Annotated in this window: 12 protein-coding genes and 2 pseudogenes; 7 read left to right on the forward strand and 7 right to left on the reverse strand. The window is 41.9% G+C overall.

Annotated elements, in window-relative coordinates:
• The first annotated feature begins 236 nt into the window (after positions 1–236).
• The gene (locus ACYTXL_RS15560; protein ID WP_461925521.1) at positions 237–599 is read left to right on the forward strand and encodes a helix-turn-helix transcriptional regulator; all 363 of its coding nucleotides are present in this window, start codon (positions 237–239) and stop codon (positions 597–599) included.
• 129 nt (positions 600–728) lie between these two features.
• Entirely contained in the window at positions 729–3,422 is a 2,694-nt protein-coding gene (locus tag ACYTXL_RS15565; protein WP_461925522.1) for a TonB-dependent siderophore receptor, read from the forward strand.
• Between the two features lie 68 nt (positions 3,423–3,490).
• Here ACYTXL_RS15565 and ACYTXL_RS15570 read toward each other — a convergent pair.
• Both ACYTXL_RS15570 and fdhD read right to left on the reverse strand, forming a co-directional pair.
• Positions 3,491–3,556: pseudogene (locus tag ACYTXL_RS15570) on the reverse strand (DUF2887 domain-containing protein); the annotation flags it as partial.
• Positions 3,557–3,638: 82 nt separating this feature from the next.
• A complete protein-coding gene (fdhD, locus tag ACYTXL_RS15575) occupies positions 3,639–4,478 on the reverse strand; it encodes a formate dehydrogenase accessory sulfurtransferase FdhD (protein ID WP_461925523.1) in 840 nt (279 codons plus the stop codon).
• A gap of 143 nt (positions 4,479–4,621) precedes the next feature.
• Between fdhD and ACYTXL_RS15580 the strand changes: the two genes are divergently transcribed.
• Positions 4,622–5,803, forward strand: a complete 1,182-nt coding sequence (locus tag ACYTXL_RS15580) for a serine hydrolase domain-containing protein (RefSeq protein ID WP_461925524.1) — start codon at positions 4,622–4,624, stop codon at positions 5,801–5,803.
• A 311-nt stretch (positions 5,804–6,114) separates the two neighbouring features.
• On the opposite strand, the gene ACYTXL_RS15585 is transcribed toward ACYTXL_RS15580, so the two are convergent.
• A complete protein-coding gene (locus ACYTXL_RS15585; protein WP_461925525.1) occupies positions 6,115–6,576 on the reverse strand; it encodes an SET domain-containing protein-lysine N-methyltransferase in 462 nt (153 codons plus the stop codon).
• A gap of 831 nt (positions 6,577–7,407) precedes the next feature.
• Here ACYTXL_RS15585 and ACYTXL_RS15590 point away from each other — a divergent pair.
• Positions 7,408–7,857 carry an orange carotenoid protein N-terminal domain-containing protein gene (locus tag ACYTXL_RS15590; RefSeq protein WP_461925526.1) on the forward strand — a complete coding sequence of 150 codons (450 nt, stop codon included), beginning with the start codon at positions 7,408–7,410 and terminating at the stop codon, positions 7,855–7,857.
• A gap of 323 nt (positions 7,858–8,180) precedes the next feature.
• Here ACYTXL_RS15590 and ACYTXL_RS15595 read toward each other — a convergent pair whose 3' ends face one another.
• Together ACYTXL_RS15595 and ACYTXL_RS15600 are read right to left on the reverse strand one after the other, a co-directional pair.
• Positions 8,181–10,403 (reverse strand): FdhF/YdeP family oxidoreductase, encoded by a 2,223-nt coding sequence (locus ACYTXL_RS15595; protein WP_461925527.1) that lies wholly within the window; start codon positions 10,401–10,403, stop codon positions 8,181–8,183.
• A 585-nt stretch (positions 10,404–10,988) separates the two neighbouring features.
• Positions 10,989–11,294, reverse strand: coding sequence for a hypothetical protein (locus ACYTXL_RS15600; RefSeq protein ID WP_461925528.1), 306 nt, complete (start codon positions 11,292–11,294; stop codon positions 10,989–10,991).
• A gap of 800 nt (positions 11,295–12,094) precedes the next feature.
• On the opposite strand from ACYTXL_RS15600, the gene aroA reads away from it, so the two are divergent.
• From aroA to ACYTXL_RS15615, 3 genes are all read left to right on the forward strand, one after another.
• Positions 12,095–13,375 (forward strand): 3-phosphoshikimate 1-carboxyvinyltransferase, encoded by a 1,281-nt coding sequence (gene aroA / locus ACYTXL_RS15605; RefSeq protein WP_461925529.1) that lies wholly within the window; start codon positions 12,095–12,097, stop codon positions 13,373–13,375.
• Between the two features lie 412 nt (positions 13,376–13,787).
• Positions 13,788–14,135, forward strand: a complete 348-nt coding sequence (locus ACYTXL_RS15610) for a hypothetical protein (RefSeq protein WP_292802744.1) — start codon at positions 13,788–13,790, stop codon at positions 14,133–14,135.
• A 233-nt stretch (positions 14,136–14,368) separates the two neighbouring features.
• On the forward strand, positions 14,369–14,629 hold the full coding sequence (locus ACYTXL_RS15615; RefSeq protein ID WP_461925530.1) for a transposase: 261 nt from the start codon (positions 14,369–14,371) through the stop codon (positions 14,627–14,629).
• A gap of 188 nt (positions 14,630–14,817) precedes the next feature.
• Here ACYTXL_RS15615 and ACYTXL_RS15620 read toward each other — a convergent pair whose 3' ends face one another.
• Both ACYTXL_RS15620 and ACYTXL_RS15625 read right to left on the reverse strand, forming a co-directional pair.
• Positions 14,818–15,042 carry a type II toxin-antitoxin system HicB family antitoxin gene (locus ACYTXL_RS15620; protein WP_461925531.1) on the reverse strand — a complete coding sequence of 75 codons (225 nt, stop codon included), beginning with the start codon at positions 15,040–15,042 and terminating at the stop codon, positions 14,818–14,820.
• Positions 15,042–15,131, reverse strand: a pseudogene (locus ACYTXL_RS15625) (type II toxin-antitoxin system HicA family toxin); the annotation flags it as partial. The gene ACYTXL_RS15620 and the pseudogene ACYTXL_RS15625, both read right to left, overlap by 1 nt.
• Positions 15,132–15,287 lie beyond the last annotated feature (156 nt).

A 15,287-nucleotide genomic window follows, 5' to 3' on the forward strand; every position in this document is an offset into this window, starting at 1 on the left:
CGGATGTATTTGCAGGGAAAGATCCAAGAATTAATAGCGTTGCAGTTAGCTCCCATTCTGGCACAGTCGGATGGACTGCAACCATACCCACGACTGGGAGCAATGCGAAAAAGTGAGATCGGACTTTTATTCTCAGTTACAAACCTAGATTCTCAATAAAAACAGTTATTTGACTGCGATCGCACCCCTAAATATGTGATTTAGCACCTGAATTTTAAGCACCTCACAAAATCGCATTGCTCCCCCCACGACTAAAGGCTCAAACCATTGTCCGTATTCACCACGCTAGGGATATTTTGCTTTCCCGTCTGGAGAATCCGCCATTGATACCGGAATTGGCGCAACTTGTGGGAGTGAGCCTACGCACTCTCGGTAATGGATTTAGAGAACTCTTTGGCACAACGGTGTTTGGTTATCTTACCAGTAAACGTATGGAACAAGCAGAGCAACTACTACGTTCTGGTAAGTTAACTGTGACTCAGGTTGCCAATTTAGTGGGTTATGCCCAACAGGGACACTTTGCGATCGCCTTCAAACGCAAGTTTGGTATTACACCCAGTGAATGTTTGTCAGGTAAAAAGAATATTTCCGACTTTTAATGCCCTTTTGCGACTGTAATGCCGTTTTGGATATAGACTCAACCGCGATCGCTTCTCTATACTCAGCCAATATTGCAATTAATAAATATATGCAATAAGCGTTTTAATCAAAACTGTGTAGGGAGCGGTATGAAAAGTTGGCAGCCCAGTATCTCTTTATGGCTAGCAGCAAGTGTGGTGGGAATTATCAGCACTTTGGTAACACAACCTGCTTGGGCAGAGGCTAAACTTGAGAATAGATATAAATTGTCTCAAAAAGGTATTGACAGTTTACATCAACAAATGTATACCTCTAACTTGGGCGATCGCCTGACAAAGCGGGGGCATCAAAAAATCCGGCAACTGAGCGACTTAGAAACCCCGATCACCAGCGCTCAACAATTATTAGTGCAGTTGGCCACACCGCAAATTACACCCGCGCCAACAATTACACAAATAACAGCGGTAAAAGCAAACCCTACAAAAAAAGGTGTGGAGGTAATTTTACAAACCACTCAAGGGGAAAAATTACAACTCATAAACCGCAGTGCTGGTAATAATTTTATTACCGATATTCCTAACACCCAATTGAGTTTACCATCGGACGAGGGTTTCACCTTCCGATCGCAAAAACCCCTTGCGGGAATTATTCAAATAACAGTCACAAACATTGATGCAAATACTGTGCGAGTGACAGTGGTGGGTGAGAAAGCTTTGCCCACAGTTGAGTTATTTGATGATAATGCAGGGCTGGTTTTTGCGGTAGCATCTGCTGCAACAGCGACACAGGCACCACAGCAACCCCAAACACCGCAAGCCGAAAAAAAGCCAGCAAGCGAGACACCGCAGGATGAGCCGATTGAGTTGGTGGTGACGGGGGAGCAAGATAGGTATAACGTAGCAGAAACGTCAACTGCCACTAAAACCGACACACCATTGCGCGATATTCCTCAATCGATTCAGGTGGTGCCGCGACAGGTGCTGGAAGATCGCAAAGTCAGAAGTGTAAATGAGGCAGTGGAAACAGTCAGTGGCGTTGTTGATGGCGGAACCAACTTCGGTGCGCCTTCAGGAGGCAGAGTCATTAGAGGATTTGTGCAGAATGGAAATTTCCGCAATGGCTATCGAGATACAAATGATAGCTTTACGCTGACAGGCATTGGGACGATCGAACAAGTAGAAGTTCTCAAAGGCCCAGCCTCAGTTCTATTTGGAGCTGTAGAACCCGGTGGAATCGTCAACGTTATCACCAAACAACCTTTGAGTGAACCCTACTACAGTCTCGGATTTGAGGCAGGAAATTTTGGATATTATCAGCCCAGCATCGATTTCTCAGGACCATTGAATATTGATAAAACTGTACTCTATCGGTTTATTGCGAGCTATCAAGATTCGGGCGGGTTTCAAGATTTCGTCCACACAAATATAACCACTATCGCACCCTCAATCACTTTGAAATTGGGGGATAGAACAGACCTGAATCTATACTATGAATACACTAACTATAATGGATATCCTAATCAGTCTGGCAGTTGGTTTTTCAGCAATGGTAGCTTGCTGCCTCCGAATCTCTTTCTCGGCTATCGTGATTTAACTTTTATTGATGCTACGACTCAAAAATTTGGCTACACCCTGAATCATAAGTTTAGCGACAACTGGCAGATTCGTAACAATTTTTCAGTGGCTACTACTAGAACTAGTGACGGGTTTGCAGCAGGAGCAAATCTAGTGGATGATCGTTTTCTAGTAGGTATTGACACTGAAAAACGTGAATACACAATAGATAACTATTTTGGACAGATCGATTTGCTTGGAAAGTTTAAGACGGGATCGATTTCGCACCAACTTTTAGTGGGTTTTGATTTTAATCGCAATGTTCAGACTTTTGATTCTCTGATTGCCGATCCTGCCCTTCCTAATCTAGATATCTTCAATCCAGATTACAACATTTCAAACCCAGTATATATTCCAAATTATAGTTTCGATTCATCTACCCAATCTTACGGTGCTTACCTTCAGGATCAAATTAGTATTTTAGATAACCTGAAACTATTGGTTGGCGGGCGCTTAGATTGGGTTTCACAGAATGTGACAAATAGTGGAATTGATTCTCCCGAACAGAATGATAGTGCTTTCAGCCCCCGAGTTGGATTGGTATATCAGCCGAGCAAATTGATTTCTCTCTACACCAGCTATAGTCAATCTTTTCTTCCTACTTATGGATTCAATCCTGATGGTAGAGCATTTAAGCCGACCAAAGGAACTCAATATGAAGCAGGCATTAAAGCTGACTTTCTAGACGGAAAGCTTTCAACAACATTGGCAGCCTATCAAATCAGCAAGACGAATGTTACAACTCCCGATCCAAATAACCGTGATTTCTCGATTCAAGTGGGGGAGCAAAGAAGTCGAGGGATTGAGTTAGATATCGCGGGTGAGATTCTACCAGGGTGGAAGGCGATCGCTTCTTATGCCTATACCAATGCAGAAGTTACCAAGGATATTGACATTTCTGTAGGTAACAAATTGCTGGGTGTGCCAGAAAATCAAGCTAGTCTCTGGACAACATATCAAATCCAGAAGGGTTCACTCAAAGGTTTGGGATTTGGTTTAGGGCTTTTTTATGTGGGTGAGCGGGCGGCACTTTCAGACAACTCGGTTGAACTACCCGATTACTTGCGTACCGATGCGGCGATTTACTATCGTAGAGATGGTTTTAATGCTGCAATCAATATTCGTAATCTATTTGATACGGACTATTTCAGGTCTACTTACGGTTACACTTTAGGTCTTGAAAGAGGTGCGCCCTTGACAATCATCGGCTCTATTCGTTGGGAGCTTTAACTCGCTCTTCTGTTGGCAATCGGCTGAACAGCTTACCTTGGGGCTAGAAGATCATCGTGCTTCTAGCCCAATAGCTCAAATAGTAAAGTCGGGGATTGTTGAAACAGTTTGTAAAATATGGAGTCTCGTCGCATGAAATAATTTTACTAATTTTTTGATGGCTAATAGTCAAGATAGCAAAACCCAGACGAGAGCAATTCTTGGCACAATGCGTTCTTAAGCAGCGTTTATTCTTTGTAAACCAGTATAAATATTGAACCGTTCCCCGCGCAGGAATCCAATTAAGGTAATCCCGAATTCTTTGGCGACAGACACCGCCAAACTACTGGGAGCGGAAACAGAACAAACAATCGGAACTCCAGCAGTTGTAGACTTTTGCAAAATCTCAAAACTAGAGCGTCCGCTAACCAGGATAATACAATTATTTAAAGGCAACTCGTCACTGAGCAAAGCTGTACCAATCAATTTATCCAAAGCATTGTGTCGCCCAACATCCTCCCGCAGGTTTAACAATTGTCCTTGAGCATTGAAGGTAGCCGCAGCGTGCAAACCCCCTGTAGCAGTGAAGATACCTTGAGCAGCCCGGAGCTTGTCTGGTAAGCTATAGATGATCTCAGGTGTTACCGTTGGGCCAGGAGGAATCACTGGACATCCCCGCAAACGCAAAGCCTCAAGGCTAGCTTTACCACACACCCCACAGGCGCTACTAATGTAGAAATGACGCTCCAAAGGCTGTAAGTCGGGAATCAACCCATCCCGGAGTTCTACATTTACGATGTTATGGCGTTGCTCACCATCAACTGAGTCATCCACACAATAGCTCATGCGTCGGATATCTTCCCTGCGGCTAACGACTCCTTCACTGTAGAGGAAACCAGCCGCTAGTTCAAAATCTGCCCCTGGCGTTCGCATAGTTACAGCCACCGTCTTCTGGAGAGGAACAAGACGAATTTCCAAAGGTTCCTCAGTAGTGAGATGATCTAAACGAGGCCGCACTTGACCTTTTTCTACCACCCAAACAGTGGCTTTGGTCTTGCTTTTAATTGGCATTGTCATATTTGTGAGAGTTGGTGAATTGAAATTTTGATACTAATCTGGAAACAGAGTAATGGTATTTGTATATCAGATGTCTCTTTAATGCTCACCAACTACTTTGTGCTGTTGAGCTAGTTCGGCTAGGTTTCTGTTTAGGAAGTAAAATGAACCTAAAACTTTTGGCTTTCAGCAAAATTTTATTTGCAATAGTCTTTGTGATTTCCCTTGGTTTTGCAGGATACCTAGTGGGTAATAACATTAGTCAGAAAGTAATTGAAAAATCTCTTGCTAAACAAGTCATGTCTACCTCTACTGTAGGAAAAAGTTCTCAACTACAGAGACTTTTAAATGAGATAGTTGTAGAACAAAAAATCCCTGGTGCAGTCATGTATATTACTACACCTAAAGGTGATTGGCTGGGAGCATCTGGTGTGAATAACTTGTCAACTAAAACCCGCATGAAAACCACAGATGGCTTTTCTATTGCCAGTATGAGTAAAACTTTTATGGCGGTGGTTGTGCTGAAATTAGTGGAACAAGGGAAGATAGAATTAGATCAGGCGATCGCTACCTACCTACCAAGAGACATCAGTCCTCATATTGTCAATAGCGACAGAATTACAGTTCGTCAACTGCTCAACCATACCAGTGGTATTGCGGAATACCTAGAAACAAAAGAGTTTATTCAAGCTACAGCGAAAAGAAGTCGCTCACAGCCTTGGACAGCCAGAGAAGCTATTCCGTATATGTACCAAGAAGAACCGCGTGCAAATCCCGGAGAAAAATTTATTTATACTGATGGCAACTACATCCTTTTGGAACTGATTGTTGAAAATATAACTAGGGGAACTCTCGCACAAGCCATCCGCAGTCAGATTTTAAAACCATTAGGATTAAAACATACCTTTACGGAACTGCGCGAACCGACAATTGGAAAAGTCGCTACAGGTTATGGCGATCGCCATAAGCATGGTAAGCTAGATAGCTACGCCCAAGTCAATGATGGCAATGGTTTAGGAGATGGTGGATTGGTTTCAACAGCAGAGGATTTAGCCAAGTTCGCTAAAGCGTTATTTGTCAAAAAAACCTTACTCTCCCCGAAGATGCTCAAAGAAATGCTGAAATTTAAAGATAATGGCGAAGGCTATAGCTATGGCTTAGGTGTAGAGCGGTTTTCATCTCCTTTGGCAAAAGCAATTGGGCATAGTGGTACAGCTTATGGCTTCGTAACATTGCTTGCGTATCTCCCCAATCAAAATACCACCATTATAGTGCTGCTAAACAATCAGGATGTTGATATTAAATCAGTAGCTAGGACAGGTCTGGAAGTTGTCGAGAATCATTGATCCTAATTTGTAATTATGCTTGTAGGGCTGGCATTATAAATTCTCTGGGTCAATACCTGTTGCCTTATAATATTTGTTATTGGAAAGGCGCACTTTTTTAGCGATCGCAATAGACCACCAATCAAAAACCCCGTTATCACAAGAGATGCTACGGGGTTAATTGGGAATTATGGGATTATTAAAGTCTAATCAAGTTCATCAGTTATGCCAGCCTCATTTAGGGTCTCTCAGCTTGTTATCGGTGGCTACTGATGGATGAGATAGCGAGAACTGATTAATATCACCTTAAAAATCATTAACTCAGATTATCTCTAAATGCTGAAGTCTTTTAAGTAATCAGCAATAAAAATACCATACTTTTCCCTGAGTTGAGTAGAACGAAACTTAAATCCTAAGGTTTTAATTCTACAGTTAGAAGCGCCACAACAACATTCTGGAATAGCAATAGAAATGTATTCTGTTGTTTCATAATCCCATGTAATTTCACTTCCTTCATTTATATCTATCAAGGCGACAAAATCATATGCTCCAAATTCATTATTCCGAATTCCTGTGTTTGGATTACAAGAGTGATTGATTAATCGTCCTGGTTCATCTAGTTCTATATGTAAATCAATGTCTATTTGGAAGGAGTGATTAGTTCTTTCTGGTAGTGATTGGACTCGGTGTCCAATCACTACCTTCTCACCTTCACGGAAATTCCGGTTGGCAAAGACTCCTCTTCCTTTACCTGTAATCTCTATTTTGACATCGCTCAAATTTTTGACTTTCATACTTCATACTCCATAAGGTGGGCGGGAAAATTTATAACGGGTAGTTGGGCGTTACCCTTAAGACATGAGCGAATTAGCAGTTGGGAAAACCGGATACAAAAGACAAATTGGTATCTGCAACAAGTGTGTAAACTTTTGTTCGATTACAACTTCAGAATAGAAAACAGCTACATAATTTGTCATTGGTGTTTTAACTGAATCTTGGAAAAGGCTTTTTTTAAATATTTATACTTAAAAAACTACATATTTTACTCTTACTTTATACAAAAACTAAGCAAGTTTATGGAAAAATTTATCAGTTATGTAGCGAAAATTTAATCAGAAAGATTAGAGTTAAATTTGACACGTTCCGTACTGTAGTTTCCTCTTTTTCCCCTAGCTTGAATAGGGCATCACCGTGCCAAAAAAGGTTTTTTGTACGTTAAGAAAATTTCAAGTGGCTGAAACGACGCTTTTTCTTTCGTTCCAACTAGATCAAAACTAGCAGCATAACCATAGTTATTTCACCAATCTGATGGAAGAAAACACTTCTTGAAAAGCTAACCCTATCTTAGTTTCACGCATTATAATCAGGAACTCCAGCGATGGCTTACAGTCACAGACGTTACTTAAAGTTTTAGCTTTTATTTTTGCTTTCATATACATCAAAGCAGGCATTTTTGTAACTAGCAGCTTAAGTTATCTATCTCTGTCTTATGTCGTGAGTCCTATTCATACTCTAAGTAGTGTTATCTATCTCCATTAGTTTGTTAAGTTGTATGAAGCTACTGAAAGGAAATTTTTTCAGTAAGTGACGAAATCAGAATACCCTTAACTTAGTTGGAGTTTTTTATGACTTACACAGTTGATGAAAGTACAAAACCCGCTTTAGAAAGTTTTCAACGCTTTGATGTAGATACTCAGCTAGCCCTACTTTGGTTTGGTTACTTGGATCTTAAAGACCAGCTAAAGCCAGCGCCTCCTCAAAGCGTAGAAGTTCCTGCTAAAACACTGTTTGACCTATTCCTGGACTTGTCTCATGAAGAGCAATTGCAAGCACAACGCGACATTGTTAATGGTGCAGCTAACAATGTCAGCCAAGCGTATAATGCTCTAAGTCCCAATGCCAAATTAGACGTTTGGCTGCTGCTGGCACAAGGAATGGAGGATGGAACGATCATTCAAGTGCCGTCCGACTATCAACTACCTGCTGAAACGGATAAATTTGTCGCACTGATCAAAAATCTAGAGTTTGAGCAGCGGATTAATTTCATGTTGAGTGCGGTGGAAGCAATGGGTTAGATAAGTCTTTCAATAGCTTTCTAGAATTGGGGATAACTGAAAGTAGTAAATTACAGCTATTTTCAGGTAAATAGACCACGCGGTAGGGGCACAGCATGCTGTGCCCCTACGACAGATGTGGTTCAAATACATGAAAACTGCTGTAAATATACGTTACCCAGAACCCTTGTAGAGACGTATCAGTGCTACGTCCCTAGATTCTTTTTCACTCCTATGTCTATTAATTTAAAACTACCGCAGAGATGCTGATCTTTGCGGTAGTCTTCATGCAAGTTAATGGATATGCTGTTGTAAATGTGAAAGCTGGGAAAATGAGACTTGATTTAAATTTTTTCCAACCGCACGATCGCATTATAATCAGGAACTCCTTCGAGCGATCGCTTACTTTTATCTAGTAGCACATTCCCTTCTGGCCAATGTACTTGCAAGTTTCCTGACTGAATTGGTGCAATATATACTTGACAGAATAACTCGCCTAACTCATTCTTAAGAATGACGGGATCGCAATCTTTTAAACCCAACTGTGCTGCATCAGCAGCATTGATTAGTACCGCCTCTCGCACCGCCCCAGTAATTGCATCCTTGCGTTCCTGCACCATACTATTAAATTGTTTCCCTCGGCGCGTTGCTAGTAAGAAACAACCTTCTGGTAATTCTCTTTGTCGTGGTAATAATACGCCAAAGTGTGCCTTCCCATCCATCGTAGGGAAATTCCAACCAAAGCATAAATGTGACCCGCCATACTGAAACTGATCACCAGCTTGCTGTAAGTGTTGAATACCAGCATATTGGGGGACGACTTGAGCAATTTCTTGACGAATAGCAGCTGTGTCAGCAAAAGCCAGCTTATCTGCCAAATCTGGTTTTACTCGCCTTGCTAATTCTAGAAATATTTCCCACTCTGGGCGCGTTTCCCCAATGCGTGGCCCCGGAATTTCTGGACTGAATATTACCCGGCGTTCAGTGTTAGTCTCTGTGACTCCCCCTGGTATTTCGTAGCGAGTCGTCGCAGGTAAAAGCACCACAGTCTCAGCAGGTTCCACTAACATTTGGCTGGAGAGAACAATATCCAGATGTACCCGTAGCGGTATTTGCTTCAGTGCCGCTTCCACATAATCTGGTTCTGGTAGCACTTCTAAGAAATTCCCGCCCACGGAAAACAACACATCTAACTGTCCCTGATGTGCGGCGTTAATCATTTCTGGAGCAATTAAACCTTTACTTGCTGGTACTTCAAAGCCCCAATGCTGACTCAATTGGGCAGCATTTTCTGGGGTGATGGGTTTACCACCAGGAAATACTGTCGCGTAACATCCCATCTCTGCGCCACCCTGCACCCCAGAGTGACCGCGAATAGGCATTAAACCGCAGCCTTCCCGACCGACAAAACCCTTGGTGAGAGCTAAGTTGATGATACTTCGCACATTATCTTCACCGCATTCATGTTGGGTAATGCCCATACTCCAAACAAATACGGCTTTATTAGCTTCTTTGACCATTTTCGCAAAGGCGGACATTGACTCACGGGATGTACCAGAAAGCCGCTCTAATTCTTCCCAAGATTGGCTTTCTAAGGATGCTTTGAGTTCGGCAAAGCCAACTGTGTGTAAATCTATAAATGACTGGTCTACCCAGTTGTGAGCAATTATATGTTTAATAGTGCCATTCAAAAATGCTATATCCCCGCCCATGTTGATTAAGAAGAAGTCTTCAGCAAACTTTGTACCGAAAACCGCACTTTCTACAATTGAAGGCACCCAGTAGCGCTCCATCCCTGGCTCACGGTAAGTATTAATAACTACAATCTTAGTGCCAGCTTTCTTGGCGTAATGGAGATACTTGACGGTAACAGGCTGATTATTGGCAACATTGGAGCCAATGAAGACTAATAAATCAGTGCCAATCCAATCTTTATAAGAACAGGTGGTAGCCCCTGCACCAATAGCAGCTTTCAGTCCCGCCGTGCTGGGAGAATGGCAAATGCGGGCAGCGTTATCAATATTATTGCTTCCCATTGCCCGTACAGCTTTTTGGGTGGCATAATAAGTTTCGTTGACAGTACCGCGACTGGTAACATAGAAACTGAGGCGGTCTGGTGTGGTAACTCGGATGCGATCGCTAATTACCCTTAAAGCTTCATCCCAGCTCACACGACGAAAGCCTTTTTCCCCTCGTTGACGAATCATCGGATAAGGAAGCCGTCCCAAGTCGCGTAATTGGGCGCTTTTTAGCTTTTGTAACTGCGAAACATCCTCTAATAGCACAGAGTCAAAAGCTGGCATAGTATTCATCCGCAACAGCCGTAACCGCACATTGCAGAGATGGATGCCATCTAAAGTCCAATCCTTCATCCCGGTTGTTCCGAGAGCGCAACCATCACAGACACCTTTATCGAGAATATTCCATGCGTAGGGTAGTTTGTCACGAGATAACCAGATTGCCCGAAAGACTTCCCAAAAGTTGTTAGGGTACTGTTCGCCAATCCCGAAAGGCTTCCAACTTGCCCAGTGCTGGGGTGTCCAGTACTTTTTGGCTTTAGGTAACATGATGCAATATGTGTGAGTTGCTGAATTATTCCAGGCTACCGTTTTGAGTAGCATTTGAGTAGCAACCAGTTAAAAATTTAGATATAAAAGATGTCTACTGGGAAAATTAATTTTTTGTGATATTCTTGTGTCCTAACGACAACAGGACTTACGCAAATAATAGCCGAAACCCTGTAGGGGCAATACCCCGCGCGAAGCTAAAGCTACATAAAAAACTCCACCCACTCAATTCCCTTGAGTTTCCGGCCGCTTTCAATGAATTGCCTCTACCGTGTGTAGCTTTGCGTAAGTCTTAGACAACTTGAACGTTTATAACTACAGCTTCACCATCCATAATAACAGCTTCAGCTGTTGTTACTACAACTTAAGCGTTACTTATCACACTTGGAACGTTTATAACCACAGCTTAAGCTGTCGTCACCACAGCTTTAATTTTTTAAGTTAGGGACTTCCAACAAATAAATTACTACTACTTGTGAGGTGGGCCGGAAAGCCCGCCCTGAATATCCTGAATATGGGACGGGTGAGGACACCCATCCCACAAGAAAATTTGGAATGTTTTTTTATTGGGAAGTTTCTTGTCTGTTAGCTAACAAAATCTTTGTGGGCAGTGACAAGCATCTGAGCCTGCCTTAAAACGTTTCCGAATAAATAAATAGGAATCTGCCAAGCTGCAACAGTAACTTCTTTGACTAGATCCTGTACACTAATTGCTATTAATTCATGCTCTGGCGGCTCTCCCTCAAGTGTACCAGACCAAGTAAAAGCTAATAAGAAATCATCGTCTCCAGGCAAGGATGCAATCAAGCATTCTTCTGGTGTTGGCTGGCAAATAATTCCATAATCATTTGCAAGTTCTACTAGTCTTTGAAAGTTGTTTAAGTTGGTCATTTGTTTTTTGGATGTAATTTAATCTCACTTTGAGAAGAAATCATACTTTGACCTCCAAAACTCAAGTTAGTTGCTCTATAGCATAAATTACGAATTATTAATTATTCGTTCAGTCTTAGGAGTTATTGGAGTTGCATTAGGCTTAAGTCCAAAATCTTACCGCGATCGCTTGGTTCGATCAGCAACAATTGCTACTTTTTAAAAAAAAAGCTGAACTAGCTACTTTTTCGCTTGACCATATTTACATACACCTGTCTTTGTTACAATTCCAATATTGATGTTCTAATCTCACCCAGGCTGAGAGAGTGCATTCAGAATTGCGTAGATGCCTAGCGGCTTGTCGTCAGACATCGCTTTTGGGAAAACATCTGTAAATCGAAGCAGAAAAAGATGCTCGTCAACATGAGATTGTGGGATCACCTGGGCACAGATATGTTCTTCTTCTGTTACCAGTTTTGGTTGAATTAAATAGGTCTAGACGATAAAAATCATGTATGTTTAGTTTTGTAAAACTCTATAATCAATGATTTATAAGGTGTTTGCTGATTTTACATTTCGTCAGATGGGCTGATTTTTTAACACCGACTTACTTAATCTATTTAATATTGATAATGCCTGGGTTCTAGATTAGTCAGGTGAATAAATCAAATATTTCCTAAAGCAGTGTCAGCTTTTGCACTCAACTAAGTCAAGCAACTTAAACCCCCAGAATTTGTTAATAGTTCTTCTTCCCCTGCCTCTTTTGGTCACAATATGGCAATATATAAAGTTGTAGCTGACCGCCCATATAGAGGTTTAACGTGGATACCATTGCAATTCCTGCTCTAAATCGGCCAGTGGATGCCACGGTAGAAATTCCCGGTTCTAAAAGTCTTACTAATCGGGCGTTGCTTGTCGCTGCTTTGGCGCAAGGTGACTCCATTTTAGAAAATGCCTTATTTAGTGAAGACAGCGAGTATTTTGGCAAATGTTTAGAGCAATTGGGCATTCTCATCACTCTGAATCCTTATCTAGCACAGATTCAAGTGTCGGGAAGGGGAGGCGATATCCCGGCTAAACAGGCAGATTTATTTGTGGGTTTATCAGGTACTACAGCACGGTTTATTTCGGCGCTGGTGGCATTGGGTAACGGCGAATATCGCCTAGATGGCGTTCCCAGAATGCGAGAACGGCCGATGGGCGACATGCTGACGGTGCTGCAAACGGGTGGAGCAACCGTTAATTTTGAGGGAAACTCCGGGTTTATGCCCTACACCCTCTATAGCCAGGGATTCGCTGGCGGAAATTTTCGTTTGAAAGCGAATCAAACAAGTCAGCAACTTTCGGCATTGCTGATGATTGCGCCTTATGCTCAACAGGATACGATTTTTGAGGTTGAGGGGACATTCGTTTCTCAGTCTTACATCAAAATGACCTGTCGTCTGATGGCAGATTTTGGCGTGCAGGTGATTCCAATCGGCGATAATCAATTTCAGATTAAAGCGGGTCAACGTTACCAAGCTCGACATTATACAGTAGAACCTGATGCGTCAAATGCTTCTTACTTTTTTGCCGCCGCCGCCGTCACAGGTGGACGGGTGCGCGTCAAACATTTGACCAAACAATCCTGTCAGGGTGATATTCTCTGGCTGAATGTTTTAGAACAGATGGGTTGCCAAATTAATCACTCCGATGATTACACCGAAGTGATTGGGCCCAAGCAATTGCAAGGCATCGACATTGATATGAATGATATATCGGATTTAGTGCAAACATTAGCAGCGATCGCGCCCTTTGCCAGTTCACCGATTACCATTCGTAATGTGGAACATATTCGATATAAAGAAACTGAACGCATTCGAGCTGTTGTCACAGAATTGCGTCGGCTGGGAGTTCAGGTTGAAGAATTTACAGATGGACTGAAAATTGAACCTAGCCCCATTACCCCGGCAGCAATTGAAACCTATCACGATCATCGAATGGCAATGGCTTTTGCTGTCACTGGTTTAAAGGTTCCAGGGATTGTGATTAAAGATCCTGGCTGTACAGCAAAGACGTTCCCAGATTATTTTACCCGATTCTTCCAAATGTTAGAACAATAAAAAATTGATTAGTAAATAGATCACGCACTAGGAGTACTAACAGCGTACATCTTTACGCCCCTACTGTCTATATTCCATGTAAGTCAGTGGTTTTTAACCCTGTTCTATCACTCTGGGGAAAGAAAAATAATTGTAGGTTGGGTTGAACGAACGCGAACAGCGTCCCGTAGGGAAGTGAAACTCAACAATAACAAGGTTTTTGGGCGTTGGGTTTCCTTACTCAACCCAACCTACACCTAGATTGATAAAAGTCTTGAAAAATATGGGTTTTAGATTTTTATCTAGCGAGAGTGATTAAAGAGGGCTAACCTATGGCGGGTTGTTGGTATTGGCACTAAATATGAGATTTTTCCGGTTGAACCAAAATATAAGTGAATAATTACTTTACATTGAATATGTATAGCTAAAACTCATGGAAATACCCCAACGCGTATCAGTGCGCTACAAAGACGCGTCCTTCAATAGTAATGAAATTCGCTTGAGAACTCTTCGGCTTGGGTTGCAAATATGGGATGAACAAACTAAACCTAGAAAAACAGAGCTTTATCAGTTTATATCGTCTTGCTTAAAACAAGTTGACCGCCAAGATCGTTTTATGTTTTCTCTGTTGTTTATAGAATTAACAGACCTCATCCGCAATTCTTCGCTGGAAAGGGGAACAAAAGAGGTTCTGATTAAAACAGCTTTTAGGGAGTTTGCTTGTGCGATAACAGACTTTGAAGACGATAAGGTTGGTTATGGGGGTGCTGGTATTAAGTAGGCGTAACTCAGTCTAGGCATTGCTCTGAAGTCAGCTAATCGAGTAGGATATCTATGAACCTATCCCACTAATAACTGTAATATGATAATCTGCTGTTGATAACAAAAGGATGTATCACAGTATGGCTGGGCGATTTGAAGGATTAAGTGACCTAGAATGGAGGTTGATTTGAAGATATGTTGCCCAAGGAATCACAAAAGCGCGATACCTTCGGTAAGCTTCGCTAACGTGGAATGCCTCATGCGCCATTTCGTCATGTACTGAACACTTTACTGTATATATTAATAACAGGATGTCGTTGGTGCGATGTTCCAAAGGGAGAAATCTGGGCATCAAAAAGTGCAGCGCACAGATGGCTACAACGTTGGCAAACAGATAGAACGTTAGACAATTTACAAGCGCGTATACTGGGAATTGCAGACGAGAAAGGATTAATTAACTGGAGTTACGGCGCGGTAGACGGGTCTTTTTCCCCCTGGGAAAGGTGGCGGTGAGGGTGTTGCCTATGGTCATAAGGGTAATGGAGTTTTGATACATACCCTCACAGAGGGTAATGGGAATACAATTTATGTCCTTGGCTTACCTCACCCTCAATCCCTCTCCTTATAAAGGAGAGGGAAGCTAGATACAGGATGAAGTTTTGCATTTTATTTAATTCACGTTTCTTAGTGATTTCCGATAATTATATTTTGATGTAGTTTGCAACTTCAACCTCATGAGCGATGCTTGTAGGTTTAGGAATAGGTAAACCATCTTCTAGCATTCCTTCTAGATGAAATTTAATAGCTTCTGTAATCATCTGCTTGACTTCTTCTAAAGTTTCACTCACAGCGACACAACCTGGTAAATCAGGGACATAAGCACCGTAGCTAGTTTCTCCCTTTTCAATCACAACTGTATAACGCATTACTCTTCCTTCAATTGAGCTTGTCTCCAGATATTTTTAAGAGTACCAATTGGCACATCCACATTTGGCTTACCAGACACTGTTACAGTACTGGATTTATCTGGATGTTTGAACTGTCGATGACTACCTTTAGTTCTAGCAAGATACCAACTATAGGACTAGTATTTGATTTATGAAAAAATCTAAGTATATGTAGGGTGTGTTATGGCGTAGGCTAACGCACCAGAATCTTCGGATGGTGCGTT

Source organism: Nostoc sp. (genome assembly GCF_054880495.1).

Excerpts from the sequence above, each read along its gene's own strand:
- fdhD (WP_461925523.1), bottom strand. The coding sequence starts at position 4,478 with ATGACAATGCCAATTAAAAGCAAGACCAAAGCCACTGTTTGGGTGGTA.
- ACYTXL_RS15610 (WP_292802744.1), top strand. The coding sequence starts at position 13,788 with ATGGAAATACCCCAACGCGTATCAGTGCGCTACAAAGACGCGTCCTTC.
- ACYTXL_RS15600 (WP_461925528.1), bottom strand. The coding sequence starts at position 11,294 with ATGACCAACTTAAACAACTTTCAAAGACTAGTAGAACTTGCAAATGAT.
- ACYTXL_RS15580 (WP_461925524.1), top strand. The coding sequence starts at position 4,622 with ATGAACCTAAAACTTTTGGCTTTCAGCAAAATTTTATTTGCAATAGTC.
- ACYTXL_RS15585 (WP_461925525.1), bottom strand. The coding sequence starts at position 6,576 with ATGAAAGTCAAAAATTTGAGCGATGTCAAAATAGAGATTACAGGTAAA.
- ACYTXL_RS15565 (WP_461925522.1), top strand. The coding sequence starts at position 729 with ATGAAAAGTTGGCAGCCCAGTATCTCTTTATGGCTAGCAGCAAGTGTG.
- ACYTXL_RS15590 (WP_461925526.1), top strand. The coding sequence starts at position 7,408 with ATGACTTACACAGTTGATGAAAGTACAAAACCCGCTTTAGAAAGTTTT.
- ACYTXL_RS15595 (WP_461925527.1), bottom strand. The coding sequence starts at position 10,403 with ATGTTACCTAAAGCCAAAAAGTACTGGACACCCCAGCACTGGGCAAGT.
- ACYTXL_RS15620 (WP_461925531.1), bottom strand. The coding sequence starts at position 15,042 with ATGCGTTATACAGTTGTGATTGAAAAGGGAGAAACTAGCTACGGTGCT.
- ACYTXL_RS15615 (WP_461925530.1), top strand. The coding sequence starts at position 14,369 with ATGCCTCATGCGCCATTTCGTCATGTACTGAACACTTTACTGTATATA.